Below are 15,166 nucleotides of genomic sequence, written 5' to 3' on the forward strand. Positions count from 1 at the left end.
GGGTGGAACCTCGATCGGAAGCAGCATCTCTGGCCCGTCGACCGTGATCGTGACCCCGGTACGGTGGAGGGAGCCATGTGATCCGCGTTTCCTCCCGATCGGAGCCTTATGCCTACGTCGTCACCGTCAGCCACGCCCGCGTTCGGCCGCCTCGGACTCTGGCGCGGCGGCGCGCTGCTCACCCCCGAGTCGGCCGCTGCCGTGGAGCGGCTCGGGTACGGCACGGTCTGGATCGGCGGCTCCCCGGACGCCGATCTCGCCATCGCCGAGCAGCTCCTCGAAGCGACCGAGACGATCACCGTCGCCACCGGCATCGTGAACATCTGGAGCTCGCCGGCGACCGAGGTCGCGGCCTCGTTCCACCGGTTGGAGAAGACGCACCCGGGCCGGTTCGTGCTCGGCGTCGGCATCGGGCACCCTGAGGCGCTCGGTGACCGGTACCAGAAGCCTTACTCGGCGCTCGTGTCCTACCTGGACACCCTCGACGCCGAGGGCGTGCCTGCGCACCGCCGGGTGATCTCCGCCCTCGGCCCGCGCACCCTGCGACTCTCGGCCGAGCGCGCTGCCGGTACCCACCCGTACATGACGACGCCCGCGCACACCCGCTTCGCCCGTGACATCCTCGGCCCCGGCCCGCTCGTGGCACCCGAGCAGCGACTGGTGCCGACCACCGACGCCGCCGCTGCCCGCGACGCCGCCCGTGACTTCCTCACCCGCTACCTGTCGCTGTCGAACTACCGCCGCACGCTGGAGTCCCACGGGTTCACCGCCGCCGAGCTCGATGGCGGCGCCACCGACGCCGCGGTCGACGCGCTCGCTCCCAACGGCACACCGGCCGAGCTGGCAGCAGTCGTCCAGGGACAGCTCGAGGCGGGGGCCGACCACGTCTGCGTCCAGCTCCTCCCGGCGGCGCAGGACCCGTTGCCCGCGCTGGCGGCGCTGGCCGCCGAGCTCGTCGAGCGCTGATGTCCCCCGTGGATCAGACGGCATTCTCCGACGATCCGGTGCTCCGATCCATGGCGGCCCGGCGGTCGGTCTCCAAGGTCGGCCCCGAGACGCCGACGGACGCCGAGCTCGCCGGCCTGCTGGCCGCCGTCACCCCCGTCGCCGACCACAAGGCGCTGCGACCGTGGCGGCTCATCACGCTTCGCGGCGACGACCGGCTGCGGCTCGGTGAGGCGCTCGATGCCGCGGCCGGCGAGCAGCGCGACCCCGGTGAGCACAATCCGAAACCGCTCCGTGCCGAGCTGCTCATCGCCGTCGTCGCCAGCCCGCGGCCGCACCCGAAGGTGCCCGAGTGGGAGCAGCACGCCACCGCCGCCGGTGCCGCACACCTTCTCGAGCTCGCACTGTGGCAAGCGGGCTGGGGAGTGATGTGGCGCAGCGGAGTGCTCGCCAACGCACCAGAAGTGCGCGCGGCCCACGGCCTCCTCGACACCGAGCTGCTCATGGGTTGGCTGTACGTCGGGAACATCGACGAGCGGTTCCGCGCGAGGATGCGGGAGTCGAGCCGCCCCGCGCTCGACCCGCACCAGTTCCTCGGCCCGATGCCGGGGTAGTTGGCTTCCGCCGGCGCGGCCGGCAGGTGCGAGCGACGGGGGGACTACTGGGCGACCGGGCCCTGCTCCGCCTCGCCGGGCGCCGCGTCGGAGCGGGGCACGATCGCGACCGGCACGGTGGCCCGGGAGAGCACGCCCTGGCTCACCGAGCCCAGCAGCAGCCCGGCGAACCCGCCCAGCCCTCGGCTGGCGACGACGAGCAGGCTGGCATCGGTCGACTCGTCGACCAGCGCCGCGACCGGGTGGTAGTGGACCACCCGGAGCTCGACGTCGACGTCCGGCAGCTCGTCGGCGATGTCGTCGACGGTGGCCCGGACCTCCTCCGTTCTCGTCCTGGCCTCCTCGACCAGCTCGCCGTACCAGCTGCCGGGAGGCACCCCGGGCGGCATCTCCACGTACTCGGCGCGGACGGCGCGCACCGGCCTGCCGAGCGACTGCGCCTGGCGCTGCGCGAAGCGCAGCGCCTGCTCCGACTCGGTCGAGCCGTCCACCCCGACGACCACCGGACCGGCGTCTGGCCGGCCGCTGCCCCGCACGACCACCACCGGGCAGGTCGCGTGCATCGCCACCTGCTGGGACACCGAGCCGAGGAGCAGGCCGGCGAACCGGCCGTGCCCGCGCGCGCCGAGCACCACCATGGCGGCCCGCCTCGACGCCTCGATGAGCGCGGGTGCAGCCCGACCGGGACGCGCCTCGCTGGTGACCGCCAGGCCGGGGTGTGCCGCGTGGACCTTGCTCAGCGCGTCCTCGGTGACGTGACCGGCGAGCTGCTGGGGATCGCCGAAGTCGATGACGCCGGGGGCGGGGACCGCGGGCATCATCGGCACCAGGTACCTGATCTGCAGCTCGGCGCCGTCGCGGTCGGCCTGCGCGGCCGCCCACAGCAGTGCGGCGTCGGACATCGGCGAGCCGTCGACACCGACGACGATCGTACCTGCGTTCCGGGTGGTTCCCATCTCTGCCTCCTGGCTCGGTGGTGCGGGTGGTGCCTGCACGGGTCGTCGGTTCGATCGACCCGGCCGGCTGGCTAGGGTCGACTCGCGGCGCGGACGGCCAGCGCGACCATCACACCGCCGACGGCGAGCACGGCCACCGCGCCGACGAGCAGGACCGCGGCTGCGGTGTCGACCCACGGCAGGGTCGCTCCGACGTCGACGGTGGCACGGACACCCGCGTCGCCGTCGTCGTCCATGACGACGGCGACGTAGGTGCCCGGCTCGGGCAGGAGGGTGACCTCCTGCACGCCGGGGCCAGACGCCGAGCCGAGCCAGATGTCTGCGTCCTGGGGCAGCACGGCCGGCGGCTCGCCACTGAGGTCACGGGCCGACCGCGGGAACCCCAGGATGGTCCGTGACACGCCGTCGAGGTAGTCGGTGGCGTCCTGGGCGCGTGCGACGCCGAGGAAGACCTTGCCGTCGAGCCCCTCGGCCCGCAGCCGCAGCTCGCCCAGCCCCTCGTCCAGGCCGCTGCCGGCGAGCACGAGGTCCTCGGTCACCACGGCGTAGCCGGCGCTCTCCAGCTGCCAGTCGGGGCTGGTGAGGAAGCCGTCGTCGCGCAGCACCGAGGGCCACGCGAGCAGTGCGACCCCGGCGACGATCCCTCCGGTGGCGAGGAGTACTGCCAGCGCGCCGGCCACCACGGCGACAATGCGGCCGGGCGTCCACGACGACGCCGGGTCTACCGGCTCTGGCGGGGGTGCGTGGTGCGGCGGACGGGGGCTCGTGTCCGTGGTGAGGGCGAGCACCTCGGGGCCGCCCTGGTCGAGCCGGAACGGCGGGTAGGCATCGGTCATCAGGCCGGCGTAGGCAGCGACCCGCAGCACCCAGCGGTTGAGGCCGAGCAGCAAGTCGTACACCCCGCGCGGATACAGTCCGGTGAACAGCAGTGCGATCCCGGCGATGAGGCCGAGCAGCGCGATGAGTCCGCCCTCCCACACCCACTCCATTCCGGCGAGCTCGCGGACGGCGCTCGCCCCCGCCCCGACGAACACCGCGACCAGCAGGTAGTGCGGCAGGACCAGCAACCACCACTTGACCAGCACGAGGCCACGGGAGAGCCGCTCGGGGCAGTCCACGGTCAGGTGCGCGGGGAAGTCCGGGTCCTCGGCCAGGCTGAACGGGGGGTAGCGGTCGGTACCGAGGGCCCCGTAGGAGTAGTAGGCCACCCGCCAGTTCCAGCGCATCACGCCCACGTTGAAGTCGAAGATCGCGCGCGGGTAGCGGCCGGTGATGAGGATCGCGACGAAGGCGACCACGCCGAGCACCGCGAACGTTGCCCACAACAACAGCAGCACGAAGGCGTGCGGGATGATCAGGACCCACTTGACGAGCCACAGCCACCGCGACGGATGATCCGGCGCCCTCCCTGCGTCGACGTGGACGGGATAGGTGGGAACGCTGGGCATGACCGCGGTGGCCATCACGATCACCTTCTCTGGTGTTCCTCCAGCCTCCGGCTCGAACCCTCCCCGCACCAGGGACGATGGTCCCCAGCCGCCTGCCTGGCGAAGGCCCGGGCAATGCGGTGGGCGACCCTGGCGACCTCGTCGTCGTGCCGGCCGGAGGTGGCGGCCTCGACCGCCGGGCCGGTGGCGCCGTGGCGCTCGGCCCACCGCGTGATCCGCTCCGGCGAGGCCTCGGGATGGAACTGCACGCCGAGCGCCGAGCCGACCCGCATCGCCTGCACCGGGTACAGCGCCGAGGTCGCGAGGCGGACGGCGCCGGCCGGGAGCTGGGACACCCCGTCGTGGTGCATCGCGTACTGGTAGCTGCGGACCGCGGCATCACGGCCGCCGGGCGAGCCGGCACCGGCGTCGTCCGCGACGACGGCGGCCAGCAGCGGATCGTCCGCCGCCCCCGGCTCCCAGCCGACCTCGACCAGCCCGGCCTCCAGACCTTGCGGCGCCGCCACGGCAACCTGACCGCCGGTGGCGGCGGCCAGCAGCTGATGGCCCAGGCAGATTCCTAGCACCGGCAGCTCGGCGTCGACGGCGTCCGCGAGGAGACGCCGGGTGGCGGGCAGCCACGGCGCGCGCTCGTCGTCGTAGGCGTTCATCTCGCCACCGAGGACGAGGAGCGCGTCCCCGACGTCCGCGATCGCCGGGACCGGCTCGCCTTCCCAGCCGCGCACGATCCGTAGATCGACGTCCGTCAGCCAGCCGGCGAACCGGCCGAGCGGCACGACGGCGCTGTGCTGGACGACAGTGACGTTCGGGCGCAGGGACATCGCGTCAGTCTGCCTCGCCGCCGCCGAGAGTCGCGAACTGTTCCTTGTCGAGGGTGACGTCGCGAGCCGCCATCACCTCGCGGTCTCGGCCCGTCACGGCCTACCGCCGTAGCAGCCTGCCTTCTACCCAGCAGCGCTCCTGGCCACGCTCGAGCACACCGAGCTGCCGGTTCACCCCGGTCACCGGTCCGGCACGGAACTTCCAGGTGCCCCGCAGCTTGCGGACCGTGCTGAGCTTCGGCTGCTGACCGGCGGCGCCGTAGAGGATCGGGATGGCCGAGATCGGCAGGGCCGCACCGGCGGCCTGCGGCGCCGGGATGAGCCGGAAGCCCAACGTCTTCTGGTCGTAGGGCTCGACGACCACCGGCACCGCCGGCAGCAGCAGGGTGTCTCCAGCGGCAAGGAGCCGACGACGCCGCTGCCGGGCCGGGATCAGCATCGCGGCACCCAGACCGAGGGCAAAGATGCTGAGGCCGAGGCCGATCCCACCCGCGGCCAGCCGGACCGAGGTGGGCGAAGCGAGCTGTACGTAGCCATCGGCGTCCACCCACGCCGGGACACTCTCTCCCACCGCCAGCGCTCTATCGCAGGCCAGGAAGGCGCTGTGTCCGGGCGGCGGACCCGTGGTCCAGCTCAGCTCGATGCGGAACTGATCCCTGGACTCCGACGCTCGGCCGCAGTGGCCCACCTCTTGCACCGAGTCCACCTGGGCGGTGACCTGTGCGGTGCGGCCGAGCAGGTGGTCAAGGCGATCGCCGCCGAGCTGGTGCGAACCCTCGGCAACCACGTAGACCACCGTAGGCAGCGCCAGCAGCAGTACAGCCACGACGGCAAGGAGCACCATCCCGCGCGACGGGCGGGCCTGTGCCCGCCTCAGTACCGCAACCCCGGCGGGGTCGAGCAGGTGGTCGGGCGAACCGGAGGTGGCAGGAGGCATCAAGCGCTGAGCCTACCGGCGCAGCAACGGGAGCTCTCCCGTCACGGCCGCGCGGCGAGGGCAACGCTGCCGCGGCCTGCACCGGAAACGACTGACGGCCGTCCCGCTCGGGACGGCCGTCAGCCTCATAATGTTCATCTGGTGGAGCTAAGGGGATTCGAACCCCTGACCTCTTCCATGCCATGGAAGCGCGCTACCAACTGCGCCATAGCCCCGTGAACCGATGATCAGTCTAGATGACCGCGTGCCCTGCTGACCAATCCCGCGGCGGTGGCACGCACCACACTGTGCCCGCCGCTCTCACGCTTGCAGGTTGTGACCGGTGAGCCGCCAGCCGGGCCGCCGGCCGGGGTTGGGCCCAACCAGCGCCCAGGCGCAGTTGTCCAGGCCGCCGAGGCCGAACCAGGCCTCCGAGTCCAGGTCCAGAAGGTGGGTGAGGCCGAGGGTGATCGCCGCACCGTGCGCAACGGCCACGAGCACGCCGTCGTCGTCCATCTCGCCGGCCGACTCGAGGATCGACGCCGCCACCCGCCGGCCGACCTCGACGCGGCGGTCCGCGTCGATGCCCTCGGGCTCCTCCCCCTGCCGCCAGGCGCGGAAGGCCTCGGGCCAGCCCGCCTTGATCTCCGGCTGGGTCATCCCCTCCCACAGCCCGAAGGACCGCTCGCGCAACCGCACGTCGGTCTCGACAGCCACCCCGGTGACCTCACCGAGCGCCTCGGCGGTCCGGAAGGCTCGCTGCAGGTCCGAGCTGACGATCCGGGTGGGGCCGAGCTCGGCGATCCGCGGCGCCGCAGCAGCAGCCTGCGCCACGCCGGTCTCGTTGAGCTCGATGTCCGACTGCCCCTGCAGCCGCATGGTGGCGTTCCAGTCGGTCTGGCCGTGGCGCCACAGGACGATGGTGGGCCCCGTCATGCCGGCGTGGCCGCGACGGGCTCCGCTCCCCTGGCGTCGTCGGCGGCCCCCGGTGCGACGGCGTCCGGCCCGTCGTACAGGTCGCTCGGCAGCTCGACCACCGGGCAGTCCTTCCACAGCCGCTCGAGCGCGTAGAACTCCCGGTCCTCGGCGTGCTGGACGTGGACGATGATGTCGCCGTAGTCCATGAGCACCCAGCGTCCCTCGCGCACCCCCTCCTTGCGGGACGGGCGGGCGCCCTCCTTGTGCAGCGCCTCATCGACGGCGTCGACGATCGAGCGCACCTGGCGCTCGTTCGCGCCGGATGCGACGACGAACACGTCGGTGAGCACGAGGTGCTCACTGACGTCGAGCGCGATCAGCTCCTCGGCCTTCTTCTCGGCAGCGGCGCGTGCCGCCACCTGGGCAAGGTGTCGTGATCTCTCGTCAGCTGGCACTGGTCTCCTCGGGGTGGTCGGTGGTGCTGATGGTCAATGCCGTGGCGTTCGGGGTGTCGTCGAAGGCCTCGGTGGCGAGCAGCCAGATGAGCGCGCCGATGATCGCCGCGACGAGCGCGAGCACGACGATCTTGATGACGGTCACCATCGGGTGCCGGCCGGCGCTCTCGTCCTCGTGCTCCTCGGCCGCCTCGGGCGCGGACGACGTCGACGCCGCGGATGCCGCCGACGCCGCACGCAGTGACCGCCGTGACACAGTGCTTTGGCCGGCCTCGTCGGCGCTGGCGCCGGACACGCTGCTGATCGCCACCCACTGGGGTCGCGGCAGCGGCGCGGCGTCGTACTCGTCGTCGAGATCCTCGTCGTCGTCCGGGGTGTCGTCCGGGGCGTCGGCCGTCGGAACGCCGCCGGCGGCGGCCTCCGGGGCGCTCACGGCGCTCGGACGGGCGGCGCTGAGGTCGATCTGCGCGGACTGCGGGGAGACCGCGATGATCTCGCCGACTCCGGTGACGGCGTCGTCCCACTCGACCGGGTCGGACGTACCGGTGCTCGCGCTGGTGGGGCGCCCCACCGGCGTCGCCGGCGTCGGGCGCGGGGCGGCCGGCGGGGACGGACGCGTGCCGACCGCTGGGATGCCACCGGTGAGCGGGTGCTCGGGGACGTCGTCAGGCCGGACCGCGGGCTGCACACCGGTCAGCTGGCCGGTCGCGTCCAGCCGCCGGACGCCGTGCGCCGACGACGGTGTCCTGACCACCGGACGCAGCCCGGTGGCGGTGCGCTCCTGCGGCGTGGTCTCACGATCGTCAGCGGTCTCGCGCTTGTCGCGGATCGACCGCCGCGACGGCGGGCGGCCGGTGGCGATCGCACCGGTCGCGGCAGACGGCGCGCTGGCCGGAGACGTGCTCGGCGCCGCACCGGTCGCGGTCGCACCGGTCGGCGTCGAACCGGTCGCCGAGCCGGCGCTGCGCGGCGATGACGTTCGCTCGACCGGGACGGCACCGCTCGCGGCGGAGGGCGCGCTCGCCGGCGACGACGCGGTGGCGCCCGAGTCAGGACTGGTGGCAGCGCTGCTCTCGCTCGCGGTCGCCGCTGCCTCCCGGGCCGCCTTGCGCACCTCGTAGGTGCCGGCAGGGCCCAGCTGCAGCTCGCCGGTGGCGATCGCCTCGAGCCGGGCCTGCTCCTCCAGCTGGCGTCGGCGCAGCTCGCGACGGGTCAGCGGCACGTTGCTCCCGGCCTGCTCCGCGGCCAGCGCCGCGGCGCGCTCGGCCTCGCGCCGTCGCCGACGCTCCCCCAGTGCCGCCATCCGGTCAGCCTCGCTCATCGCGTCGTCACCCTCCCTCACGATGCTCTGTCCCTACTCCGCGCTCGGCGCGCCGGCAGCTGTCCCGCGCGAAGCCGCCCGTTCCGAACCACCATCGCCGGCCGGCCGGCCGTCCGCCCCGTCGTCATCCCTCGCGTCACCGTCCGTCGCGTCACCGACGGCGCCGATCGTCTCATTCTCGTCGTCCCGGTAGAGGTTGTGCTTGGCGATGTACTGCACAACGCCGTCGGGCACGAGGTACCAGACCGGCATGCCCGTCGACACCCGCTGCCGGCAGTCGGTGGAGGAGATGGCCATCGCCGGCACCTCGAGCAGCGAGACGCCGTTGCTCGGCAGCCCGGCGTCGTCGAGCTGGTGACCGGGACGGTTGACGCCGATGAAGTGTGCCAGCGACCACAGCTCGTCGACGTCCTTCCACTGCAGGATCTGCGGCAGCACGTCCGCGCCGGTGATGAAGAACAGCTCGGCGTCCGGGTAGGCAAGCTTGAGGTCGCGCAGCGTGTCGATGGTGTAGGTCAGTCCCGGACGGTCGATGTCCACCCGCGAGACGTTGAACCGCGGGTTGGACGCCGTCGCGACCACCGTCATGAGGTAGCGGTGCTCGGCGGACGTGACCCGCCGGACCTGCTTGAAGACCGGCTCCCCGGTGGGGACGAAGAGGACCTCGTCGAGCGCGAAGACATCCGCGACCTCACTGGCCGCGACGAGGTGACCATGATGGATCGGGTCGAAGGTGCCACCCATGACCCCGATCCGGCGCGCGGTTCGGACGGTCATGTCCTCAGCGGTTGCGGGTGTGGATGTTGCGGTACGCGAGCGTGAACAGCAGGAGGAACATGAGGATCCCGAGCGCGATGATGCCGTACATGAACGGCGGCATGGGCAGCTCGTTGACCACCTCGGTCTCAGCGGCAAGTGTCACGAGGGAGCTCGTCATGGCGGTGTGTTTCCTTCCGTGGAAGTCGGCTGGGACCAGTCTCCCACGCCGGGGGTGGTAGCTCGTGCGGCGCGCTACTGGCGGATCTGCCCGTCGCCGACGACGATCCAGCTCGTCGTCGTCAGCTCGCCCAGGCCCATGGGGCCGCGGGCGTGCAGCTTCTGGGTGGAGATGCCGATCTCGGCGCCGAGACCGAACTCACCGCCGTCGGTGAAGCGGCTCGAGGCGTTGACGATGAGCGCGGCGGAGTCGAGCTCGCGGGTGAAGCGGTTCGCGGCGCGCAGGTCGAGGGTGCAGATGACCTCGGTGTGACCGCTCGACCAGCGGTCGATGTGCTCGATCGCGGCGTCGATGCTGGGCACGATCCCGACGGCGAGGTCGAGGCTGAGGTACTCGGACGCCCAGTCCTCGTCGGTGGCCGGCACCACCTCGACGCCCTCCGGGGCCAGCTCGCCGACGCCGTCGCCGGCGTGGATCCGTACCCCCGCCTCACCGAGCGCGGCGAGCGCTCCGGGGAGGAACTCCGCGGCGATGTCCGCGTGGACCAGCAGCGTCTCGGCGGCGTTGCACACCCCGGTGCGCTGGGTCTTGGAGTTGAGCACGATCTCGGTCGCCTGCGCGACGTCGACGCTGCCGTCGACGTACACGTGGACGTTGCCCACGCCCGTCTCGATGACCGGCACCAGCGACTCGCGCACCACCGTCTGGATGAGCCCGGCGCCGCCACGCGGCACGAGGACATCGACGAGCCCGCGGGCGCGCATGAGCTCGACGGCGCCCTCCCGGCCGTAGGCGTCGATCGACTGCACGAGCTCGCTCGGCAGCCCCTCGTTGGCGAGGGCGCGGCCGAGGACGTCGACGATCACCGAGTTGGACGACTGCGCCGCGGAACCACCACGGAGCACGACGGCGTTGCCGGACTTCAGCGCGAGGCCGGCGGCGTCGACGGTGACGTTCGGACGTGCCTCGTAGATCATCCCGACGACGCCCATCGGCACCCGCACCTGGCGCAGCGTGAGGCCGTTGGGCAGGATCGAGCCGCGCACCACCTCCCCGACCGGGTCGGGTAGTGCGGCGAGGTCACGCAGCGCGTCGGCGATGGTGGCGATGCGCTCAGCGGTGAGGGCGAGGCGGTCGAGCAGCGGCTCGGACATGCCGTTCGCGCGCTCCCGCTCGACGTCGACGGTGTTGGCGGCGACGATCTCGTCCGCGGCGTCGACCAGCGCGTCGGCCATGGCGTTCAGCGCGGCGTCCTTGGTGGCACGCGTCGCGGTGGCGAGCACCTTGGAGGCCTTGCGGGCGGCCCGGGCGATCGTCGCCACGGCCTCGTGCACGTCCGAGGTGCTCGCGGCCGCCGGCTCAGCGGTCGCGGCAGCGGGCTCGGCGGCGAGGTCGGTCGCCGCGGCGACCTGCTCAGCGTCGGCGACGAGGTGCGAAGGTTCGAGGACGGGTGTATCGGCCATACCCTCCAGGGTAGGCCGCACGTCCGACAACCGGTAGCACCGTCTCGTGCCCCGACGCCCCGTGCCCCCCGACACCCCCGCCCCCTGCCCCCCCTTCCGTGACAGCAGACTTGTCAGCGACAGCCGACTTGTCACCGACAGCAGGATTGTCGACGTCGATTCGAAGCCAGGGCACCAGGGTCGGGCAGCTTCGTCAGCCCGAAGGCCCGACGGAACTCCCCGACGCCCGTGCCTCACCGCGACACCCGGGCGCACAGCGGCAGCGCGGCCATGCGGACAATCCTGCTCTCGGCGACAATCCCGCTGTCGGCGACAATCCCGCTGTCGGGGACAATCCCGCTCTCGGGGACAAGTCGGCTCTCGCGGACAAGTCGGCTCTCGCGGACAAGTCGGCTGTCGGGGACAATCCCGCTCTCGGGGACAAGGTTGCTGTCGCGAGAGGGGGTGGGGTCAGGGGCGCTCGGTGACGATCTCGTCGGGGGACTTGTCGGGGCGCCAGCCGCGCCAGCGCGGGTGGCGCAGCCGGCCGGGCTCGGTCCACTCGGCGAACTCGACCTCGGCGACGCGGTTCGGCGTGACCCAGCGGGCGTCGTTGGCGTCCGGCCTGGGCACCTCCAGCGGCGCGGTCTTGCGCTCGATCCGCTCGAGCTCGGTCACCCACTCGCTGGCCTCCCGGTCGGAGAACCCGGTGCCGACCCGGCCCACGTACCGCAGCTCGTCGCCGTCCGGCACGGCGAGCAGCAGTGAGCCCACCTTCCCCGACCTGCTCCCCTGCCCCGGGCGCCAGCCGACGACCACCACCTCCTGCGCCGCCACGTGCTTGATCTTCAGCCACGCCCGGCTGCGCCTCCCCGGCGTGTACGGCGAGTCGCGGCGCTTGGCCACCACCCCCTCGAGCCGCCACTTCCGGCTCGCCGCGACGGCGGCGTCGAGGTCGCCGTCGAACGCCGGCGGGACCGCGAACAGCCCGGCCTCCTCGACCAGCGACCCAAGCCGCTCGCGGCGCTCGTCGTAGGGACGCCGCAGCAGGCTCTCGCCGTCGACCTCCAGCGCGTCGAACAGCATGAGCCGGACCGGGTTCTGCTCGGCGGCGCGCGCGACGGCGCGCGTGCCGGTCAGCTGGATGCGCTGCTGGAGCAGCCCGAAGTCCGGCCGACCCTCCGGCGTCAGCGCGACGATCTCGCCGTCGAGCACCGCCGTCGTGGCCTCGACGTGCTCGGCGAGGTCGGCGAGCTCGGGGTAGGTGGCCGTCATGTCCCGGCCGCTGCGCCCCACCAGCCGCACCTGCCCGTCATCGACGACGACGACGGCGCGCACCCCGTCCCACTTCATCTCCACCGCCCAGTCGAGGCTGCTGTCGAAGTCCCTGGGCGCCGCCAGCGTGGCGAGCATCGGCTTGATCGGCTCGGGTGACGACGGCGGGGCGTCGCCGGACCTGTCCTTCTTCCCGTCGGCAGCGGCCATGAGGTGGATGAGCCAGTTGTTCTCCTCGCCCTCGGAGCGGCCGCCGGTGTGGATGAGCGCAAACTTGCTGGTGCGCCCGGGCCCGTCGGGGCCGGCGAGCCCGCCGTCGGGCTGGCCGGTGAGGGTGGCGATGACCTCCTTGCCCTCGAACCACTTCTCCAGCTCGAAGCTGCCGTGGTCCCAGATCGTCACCTCCCCGCCGCCGTACTCGCCCTTGGGGATGGTGCCGGCGAAGCTGCCGTACTCCATCGGGTGGTCCTCGGTCTGCACCGCGAGGTGGTTCTTCTTCGTCGTCGTCGGCACGCCCTTGGGCAGCGCCCAGCTGACGAGCACGCCGTCGTGCGCGAGGCGGAAGTCCCAGTGCAGCCGGCTGGCGTGGTGCTCCTGGATGACGAAGGTGAGTCCGCCGCCGTCGCCGTCCTCCTCGTCCTCGTCGCCCCGCGAGACGCGCTCCGGCACGGGTTCGGGGGTGCGTTGCGTGTCGCGCTTGGCGCGGTACACCTCGAGCCGGTCGCGCGCCGGGCCGGTCGCGAGGTCCGCCGCCTCGCCGAGACCGGCGAGCGGGTCGCCGCGGCGCTCGACCCGCTCGAGCACCTCGCGCAGGTCGAGCTGGCGCAGCGCCGGGTGCAGCAGCTCGCGCCAGGTGCACGGCGCGGCGACCATCGGGCGGTCACGGCCCCGCAGCGAGTAGGGCGCGACGGTGGTCTTCGCGGCGTTGTTCTGCGACCAGTCGACGAGCACCTTGCCGGTGCGCAGCGTCTTCTTCATCTGCGAGACGACGAGGTCCGGGTGCTCGGCCTCCAGCGTCCGCGCGAGCTCGTGCGCGACCTCGCTCACCTGGTCCGAGGTGCTGGCGCCGTCGAGCGCGGCGTACAGGTGGATGCCCTTGGAGCCGCTCGTCACCGGCATCGGGTCCAGCCCCATCCCCTCGAGCAGCTCGCGGGCATACGTCGCGACCTCGACGCACTCGGCCAGGCCGGTCCCCTCGCCGGGGTCGAGGTCGAGCACCAGCCGGTCGGGGTTGCGCGCCTTGCCGTCGCTGCCTACCCGCCACTGCGGCACGTGCACCTCGAGCGCGGCGAGCTGGGCGAACCACACGAGGGTCGCGACGTCGTCGGGCAGCGGGTAGGTGTTGCGGTGTGACTTGTGCTCGATCTCCACCCGGGCGACCCAGTCCGGGGTGCCCTGCCCGAGATTCTTCTGGAAGAACACCTCCCCCGGCTCGTCGGCGGTACCGACGCCGTTCGGCCAGCGCTTGCGGGTCGCCGGCCGGCCCGCGCAGTGCGGCAGCATCACCTCGGCGATCCGGGAGTAGTACTCGACGACGTCGGCCTTGGTGGTTCCGGTCTCGGGGTAGAGCACCTTGTCCAGGCTGGTCAGCCGGACCCGCCGGCCGCCGACCGTCACCAGCTGCGGACCGCCGTTGTCTGCCATGGCCCCATGGTGGCCGCCGGGCCGCGCCGGCGCATCCGTGGACCGCCGGCTCAGAGCACCTTGTCCAGGAACGCGCGGGTACGTGTCTCCTGCGGACTGTCGAAGATCTGTTCCGGGGTGCCCTGCTCGACGATCGCGCCGTCGTCCATGAACAGCACCCGGTCGCCGACCTCGCGGGCGAAGCCCATCTCGTGGGTGACGACGACCATCGTCATGCCCTCCTTCGCCAGGTCCTTCATCACGGCCAGCACCTCGCCGACGAGCTCGGGGTCCAGCGCGGAGGTGGGCTCGTCGAACAGCATGATCCGCGGTTCCATCGCCAGCGCCCGGGCGATGGCCACGCGCTGCTGCTGCCCGCCCGACAGCCGCCGGGGGTAGTCGTTCTCCTTGTCCTGCAGGCCGACCTTCGCCAGCAGCGCCCGCGCCCGCTCGCGCGCCGCCGTCGTGCCGAGCCGGCGCACCATGGTCGGGGCGAGCATGATGTTCTCCACCACCGACATGTGCGGGAACAGGTTGAACTGCTGGAACACCATCCCGATCTCCGAGCGCACCTCGTCGATCTTGATCTTGCGGTCGGTCAGTCGGTGGCCGTCGACGACGACGACGCCGCTGGTGATCTCCTCCAGCCGGTTGAGGCAGCGCAGCAGGGTGCTCTTGCCCGAGCCGGACGGCCCGATGACGCAGACCACCTCGCCGTCGGACACCGTGAGGTCGATCCCGGTGAGGACCTCGTTGTCACCGAAGGACTTGTGCAGGTCGGACACCTCGATGATCATGACCGGATCTCCAAACGCTTCTCCATGATTCGCAGGACGCCGGACAGGCTCAGCGTGATCGCGAGGTAGAACACGGCCACCGTCGTGTAGATCTCCACCGAGTTGAAGTGGTTCGAGGCGATCACCCGCCCCTGGAACAGCAGCTCGGGAACAAGAATCACCGAGAGCAGCGAGGTGTCCTTGATGCTGATGATGAACTGGTTACCCAGCGGCGGGATCATCCGCTTGAACGCCTGCGGCCAGATCACCTTGCGCATCGTGGTGCGCTGATTCATCCCCAGCGACCGCCCGGCCTCCATCTGGCCCTTCTCGATGGACTGCACCGCCCCACGCACGATCTCCGCGATGTAGGCAGCGGCATTGATCGCGATGACGATGATGCCCGCGACCACCGAGGGCAGCGTGTACTGGATGATCAGCGGCAGCGCGAAGAACAGCCACATCGCCTGCACCAGCAACGGGGTGCCTCGGACGACCTCGATATAGGCCGTCGCGAGGTAGTAGACCACCTTGAAGCGGCTCAGCCGCGCCAGCCCGATCAGGGCCCCGACGACGAACCCGATCGAGATGCCGACGACGGACACCAGCAGCGTGTAGTACAGCCCGGTGGCGAGGTTCGGCAGGAACTCGACGACCCCTGCCCAGTTAAAGTTCAAGATGGCGTCCACGGGTCACGCACCTTCCACCAGGACCATCGC

The 15,166-nt window shown here is 72.0% G+C and carries 14 protein-coding genes, 1 tRNA gene and 1 pseudogene; 2 read left to right on the top strand and 14 right to left on the bottom strand.

What is annotated here, in order from left to right; genetic code table 11:
- The first annotated feature begins 108 nt into the window (after nucleotides 1-108).
- Both V2J52_RS11825 and V2J52_RS11830 read left to right on the top strand, forming a co-directional pair.
- Nucleotides 109-966: a TIGR03620 family F420-dependent LLM class oxidoreductase gene (locus V2J52_RS11825; protein ID WP_331227918.1), complete on the top strand. Its 858-nt coding sequence runs from the start codon at nucleotides 109-111 to the stop codon at nucleotides 964-966.
- Between the two features lie 50 nt (nucleotides 967-1,016).
- Entirely contained in the window at nucleotides 1,017-1,559 is a 543-nt protein-coding gene (locus V2J52_RS11830) for a nitroreductase family protein (protein ID WP_331228096.1), read from the top strand.
- 44 nt (nucleotides 1,560-1,603) lie between these two features.
- On the opposite strand, the gene V2J52_RS11835 is transcribed toward V2J52_RS11830, so the two are convergent.
- The 14 genes and pseudogenes from V2J52_RS11835 to V2J52_RS11900 all read right to left on the bottom strand — a co-directional run bounded on the left by V2J52_RS11835 (nucleotide 1,604) and on the right by V2J52_RS11900 (nucleotide 15,136).
- Nucleotides 1,604-2,515, bottom strand: coding sequence for a universal stress protein (locus tag V2J52_RS11835; protein ID WP_331227919.1), 912 nt, complete (start codon nucleotides 2,513-2,515; stop codon nucleotides 1,604-1,606).
- A 71-nt stretch (nucleotides 2,516-2,586) separates the two neighbouring features.
- Nucleotides 2,587-3,978, bottom strand: coding sequence for a DUF4389 domain-containing protein (locus tag V2J52_RS11840; RefSeq protein ID WP_331227920.1), 1,392 nt, complete (start codon nucleotides 3,976-3,978; stop codon nucleotides 2,587-2,589).
- A 5-nt stretch (nucleotides 3,979-3,983) separates the two neighbouring features.
- Entirely contained in the window at nucleotides 3,984-4,784 is an 801-nt protein-coding gene (locus V2J52_RS11845; RefSeq protein ID WP_331227921.1) for a type 1 glutamine amidotransferase, read from the bottom strand.
- Nucleotides 4,785-4,884: 100 nt separating this feature from the next.
- The gene (locus tag V2J52_RS11850; protein ID WP_331227922.1) at nucleotides 4,885-5,721 is read right to left on the bottom strand and encodes a hypothetical protein; all 837 of its coding nucleotides are present in this window, start codon (nucleotides 5,719-5,721) and stop codon (nucleotides 4,885-4,887) included.
- Nucleotides 5,722-5,860: 139 nt separating this feature from the next.
- Nucleotides 5,861-5,936 (bottom strand) — tRNA-Ala (locus V2J52_RS11855).
- Between the two features lie 85 nt (nucleotides 5,937-6,021).
- Entirely contained in the window at nucleotides 6,022-6,636 is a 615-nt protein-coding gene (locus tag V2J52_RS11860; RefSeq protein WP_331227923.1) for a histidine phosphatase family protein, read from the bottom strand.
- Complete coding sequence (rsfS, locus tag V2J52_RS11865) at nucleotides 6,633-7,073, bottom strand: ribosome silencing factor (RefSeq protein WP_331227924.1); 441 nt, start codon at nucleotides 7,071-7,073, stop codon at nucleotides 6,633-6,635. The genes V2J52_RS11860 and rsfS overlap by 4 nt, the downstream gene beginning before the upstream one ends.
- Nucleotides 7,063-8,394 (bottom strand): hypothetical protein, encoded by a 1,332-nt coding sequence (locus V2J52_RS11870; protein ID WP_331227925.1) that lies wholly within the window; start codon nucleotides 8,392-8,394, stop codon nucleotides 7,063-7,065. Before V2J52_RS11870 ends, rsfS begins: the two co-directional genes overlap by 11 nt.
- 180 nt (nucleotides 8,395-8,574) lie before the next feature.
- A pseudogene (gene nadD / locus V2J52_RS11875) lies at nucleotides 8,575-9,171 on the bottom strand (nicotinate-nucleotide adenylyltransferase); the annotation flags it as partial.
- A gap of 4 nt (nucleotides 9,172-9,175) precedes the next feature.
- Nucleotides 9,176-9,331, bottom strand: a complete 156-nt coding sequence (locus V2J52_RS11880) for a hypothetical protein (RefSeq protein WP_331227927.1) — start codon at nucleotides 9,329-9,331, stop codon at nucleotides 9,176-9,178.
- A gap of 74 nt (nucleotides 9,332-9,405) precedes the next feature.
- Nucleotides 9,406-10,794, bottom strand: a complete 1,389-nt coding sequence (locus tag V2J52_RS11885) for a glutamate-5-semialdehyde dehydrogenase (protein ID WP_331227928.1) — start codon at nucleotides 10,792-10,794, stop codon at nucleotides 9,406-9,408.
- A gap of 450 nt (nucleotides 10,795-11,244) precedes the next feature.
- Entirely contained in the window at nucleotides 11,245-13,692 is a 2,448-nt protein-coding gene (locus V2J52_RS11890; protein ID WP_331227929.1) for an ATP-dependent DNA ligase, read from the bottom strand.
- Nucleotides 13,693-13,742: 50 nt separating this feature from the next.
- Nucleotides 13,743-14,465, bottom strand: coding sequence for an amino acid ABC transporter ATP-binding protein (locus V2J52_RS11895; RefSeq protein WP_491062127.1), 723 nt, complete (start codon nucleotides 14,463-14,465; stop codon nucleotides 13,743-13,745).
- The gene (locus V2J52_RS11900; RefSeq protein ID WP_331227931.1) at nucleotides 14,465-15,136 is read right to left on the bottom strand and encodes an amino acid ABC transporter permease; all 672 of its coding nucleotides are present in this window, start codon (nucleotides 15,134-15,136) and stop codon (nucleotides 14,465-14,467) included. Before V2J52_RS11900 ends, V2J52_RS11895 begins: the two co-directional genes overlap by 1 nt.
- Between the last annotated feature and the right edge of the window lie 30 nt (nucleotides 15,137-15,166).

Source organism: Georgenia sunbinii (assembly GCF_036421875.1).
Lineage (GTDB): Bacteria > Actinomycetota > Actinomycetes > Actinomycetales > Actinomycetaceae > Georgenia_B > Georgenia_B sunbinii.